At 70.6% G+C, this 3,376-nt stretch carries 3 protein-coding genes; 2 read left to right on the top strand and 1 reads right to left on the bottom strand.

Translation table 11 applies throughout. The annotated features are described in order from the left end of the window. Window positions 1-229: 229 nt before the first annotated feature. On the bottom strand, window positions 230-1,486 hold the full coding sequence (locus tag ACFXG1_RS33005; RefSeq protein WP_384745863.1) for a site-2 protease family protein: 1,257 nt from the start codon (window positions 1,484-1,486) through the stop codon (window positions 230-232). A gap of 147 nt (window positions 1,487-1,633) precedes the next feature. On the opposite strand from ACFXG1_RS33005, the gene ACFXG1_RS33000 reads away from it, so the two are divergent. Then, entirely contained in the window at window positions 1,634-2,575 is a 942-nt protein-coding gene (locus tag ACFXG1_RS33000; RefSeq protein WP_384721432.1) for a RecB family exonuclease, read from the top strand. 9 nt (window positions 2,576-2,584) lie between these two features. Further along, on the top strand, window positions 2,585-3,256 hold the full coding sequence (locus ACFXG1_RS32995; RefSeq protein ID WP_030356234.1) for a response regulator transcription factor: 672 nt from the start codon (window positions 2,585-2,587) through the stop codon (window positions 3,254-3,256). The last annotated feature ends 120 nt before the right edge of the window (window positions 3,257-3,376 follow it).

Raw genomic sequence — 3,376 nt, 5'->3', positions numbered from 1 at the left:
GGGAAGGAGAACGCGCGCCCCGGCCCCCTCAAACCGGGCAGCCTCGCCCCGGGACGGCGAGTGAGCCGAAGGGGCGCGTCGTGGTCTGGAAGGAGAACGCGCGCAGGCCGCGAGGAACGAGCGGTCGAGCACGATCGACTGAAGAACACGGCTTAAGCGCCCCGGAGGCGAACCGAGCCTTGAAAAAAAGGGGCTTAAGCGCCCCGGAGGCGAACCGAGCCACAAAGAGTTACCGCGTCATGGCGGCGACGAAGGCGCGTTCGACGTCGGTGGTGGAGAGGACGCCGTAGATCTCGCCGGTGTCTTCGACGACGAGGTATTCGGTGGCGGGGGTGGTGCGCAGGTGTTCGAGGAGGGGTTCGCCGACGAGGTCGGCGGGCATGCGCATGCCGTCGGTGAGGGGTTGGGCGAGGGTGCCGACGGCGACCCAGGGGCGGCGGTGCTGGGGTACGCCGACGATGGCGGCTTCGCGGACGAGGGCGGTGGGCCGGCCTTGGCCGTCGACGACGACGAGGGCGCGGGCTCCGGCTTCGTTGGCGCGGCGCAGTGCTTCGGAGAGGGGGGTGTCGGCTTCGACGGGGACGGCTCGGCGGGTGAGGGTGCGGGCGGCGAGGTCGGGGAGGTGTTCGCGGAGCCGGGCGGTGCGCAGGCTGTTGCCTGCGCCGGTCCAGATGATGGCGGCGAGGATGGCGGCGAGTAGGGCGTCGGTGACGGATTGCATGCCGCCGATTTCCTGGCCTGGGGTGCCGAGGGCGCCGGAGTGGGTGAAGAGGGGGAGGCCGATGAGGACAGCGACGGCGAGGGCGCGGCCGACCCAGGCGGCGGCGACGGTGCCGCTCATGGGTTTGCCGGTGATCTTCCAGACGACGGCTCTGAGCATCCGGCCGCCGTCGAGGGGGAGCCCGGGGAGGAGGTTGAAGATCGCGACGATGAGGTTGGAGATCATCAGTCCGGCGAGCAGGACGCCGGGGACCGTTCCGGGTTCCACGGCTTTCATGCCGAGGTAGAAGATGCCCGCGAGGACGAGGGAGAGCAGGGGTCCGACGACGGCGATGACGAATTCCCGGCCGGGGTTCTCGGATTCCTTCTCGATCTCGGACGAGCCGCCGAAGAACTGGAGCTGGATGCGGCGGACCGGGAGTTTGTAGTGGAGGGCGGCGACGGTGTGGGCGAGTTCGTGGACGAGGACGGAGGCGTAGAAGGCGACGGCGAAGAAGAGGGAGACCAGGTAGTTGAGGCCGCCCAGCTCGGGCAGGACGCGGTTGAGCTGGTCGCCGAATACCCAGGTGATCAGTGCGGCGACGAGGAACCAGCTGGGGGCGACGTAGACGGGCACGCCGAAGGGGCGGCCCATGAGGAGGCCGCCGCCGGGGCCGTCGCGCCGTTTGCGCTTGGCGTCGTCGTGGTCCGGGGGCGTGCCGTCGCCGCCGGACGTGGCGCGTGAGCGCTCGTGGCCCGAGCCGTTCGTCGGGTCGTGGTCGTTCACGGGGTCCCTTCGTCGCGAGATGGCCGGTGGTCCTCTGCTTCGATCATCTCTCGCTCGATGATTCGACGCTCCGATCATGCAGTGCCCGGTCCTGTGACGTCGATGGTATTGCGCTCGCTGTCAGTGGCGGGCCGTAGGGTCTGAGTCATGAGTACGAGTCAGGCCACTTCCGCGGAGTCCGCGGGTTCGGCGGTGTCGGTTGCGTCCCCGGCGTCCGTCCCGGCTGCACCGGCTGCACCCCCGGCGTCGCTGTCGCCGTCGCGGGCGAACGACTTCATGCAGTGTCCGCTGTTGTACCGGTTCCGGGTGATCGACCGGCTGCCGGAGAAGCCGAGTGCGGCCGCCACGCGGGGGACGCTGGTGCATGCGGTGCTGGAGCGGCTTTTCGACGCCCCGGCCGCGGAGCGTACGGCGCCGCGGGCGAAGGCGCTGGTTCCGGGGCAGTGGCAGCGGCTGCTGGAGGGCCGTCCCGAGCTGGGTGAGCTGTTCGCCGACGACGAGGGCGGGGAGCGGCTCGCGCGGTGGCTGGGTGAGGCGGAGTCGCTGGTGGAGCGGTGGTTCGGGCTGGAGGATCCGACGCGTCTGGAGCCGGCGGAGCGGGAGCTGTTCGTGGAGGCGGAGCTGGAGTCGGGGCTGCGGTTGCGGGGGGTGATCGACCGGGTGGATGTCGCGCCGACGGGTGAGGTGCGGATCGTCGACTACAAGACGGGGAAGGCGCCGCGTCCGGAGTACGGGGAGGGCGCGCTGTTCCAGATGAAGTTCTACGCCTTGGTGGTGTGGCGGCTGAAGAAGGTGCTGCCGCGCCGGCTCCAGCTGGTGTATCTGGGCAGCGGCGATGTGATCACTTATGACCCGGTGCCGGGTGATCTGGAGCGGGTGGAGCGGAAGCTGCTGGCGTTGTGGGAGGCGATCCGGCTGGCCACCGAGACGGGTGAGTGGCGGCCCCGGCCGACGAAGCTGTGCGGCTGGTGCGACCACCAGGCGCACTGTCCGGAGTTCGGCGGGGTTCCCCCGGTGTATCCGCTGAGCGTTTCCCCGGCGCGGCCGGTGGCGGAGGGGCAGGGCAGAATGGGCTCCGACCGAGTGTGAGGAGTTCCTGTGGCAATCCGCGTTCTGCTGGTCGACGATCAGCCGCTGCTGCGTACCGGCTTTCGGATGATTCTCGAGGCGGAGCAGGACATCGCGGTCGTGGGTGAGGCCGGGGACGGTCTTCAGGCGCTCGACCAGGTGCGGGCGCTTCAGCCCGATGTGGTGTTGATGGATATCCGGATGCCGCGGATGGACGGGGTGGAGGCGACCCGGCAGATCACCGGGCCGGGGCGGGACGGTCCGGCGAAGGTGCTGGTGCTGACCACGTTCGATCTCGACGAGTACGTGGTGGAGGCGCTGCGGGCGGGGGCGAGTGGTTTTCTGCTGAAGGACGCCCCGGCGAATGAGCTGGTGCAGGCGATCCGGGTGGTCGCCGCGGGTGAGGCGATGCTGGCGCCCAGCATCACACGGCGGCTGCTGGACAAGTACGCGGGGCATCTGCCCTCGGGCGACGAGCCGGTGCCGGACACGCTGCATACGCTGACGGACCGCGAGGTCGAGGTGTTGAAGCTGGTCGCGCGGGGTCTGTCGAATGCGGAGATCGCGGCGGATCTGTTCGTCAGTGAGACGACGGTGAAGACTCATGTGGGTCATGTGCTGACCAAGCTGGGGCTGCGGGACCGGGTGCAGGCGGCGGTGTACGCGTACGAGAGCGGCCTGGTGCGGCCGGGCGCGCAGTAGCCCGTACCGACGAAGGCGAAGCGGGGGGGGGGGGGGGGGCCCCCCCCGCGGGGGCGGTGGCGTGGCCCCCCCCCGGGGGGGGGGGGCGCCCCCCGGGGGGGGGGGGGGGGGGTGGTGGGC

Source organism: Streptomyces sp. NPDC059248 (assembly GCF_042753905.1).
GTDB lineage: Bacteria > Actinomycetota > Actinomycetes > Streptomycetales > Streptomycetaceae > Streptomyces.
Note: the sequence above shows the minus strand (reverse complement) of the source record. Positions and strands in the feature narration are given on the sequence as shown.

Bases quoted from the DNA above. Each gene is read 5' to 3' on its own strand.
- ACFXG1_RS33000 (WP_384721432.1), top strand. From the start codon at position 1,634: ATGAGTACGAGTCAGGCCACTTCCGCGGAGTCCGCGGGTTCGGCGGTG.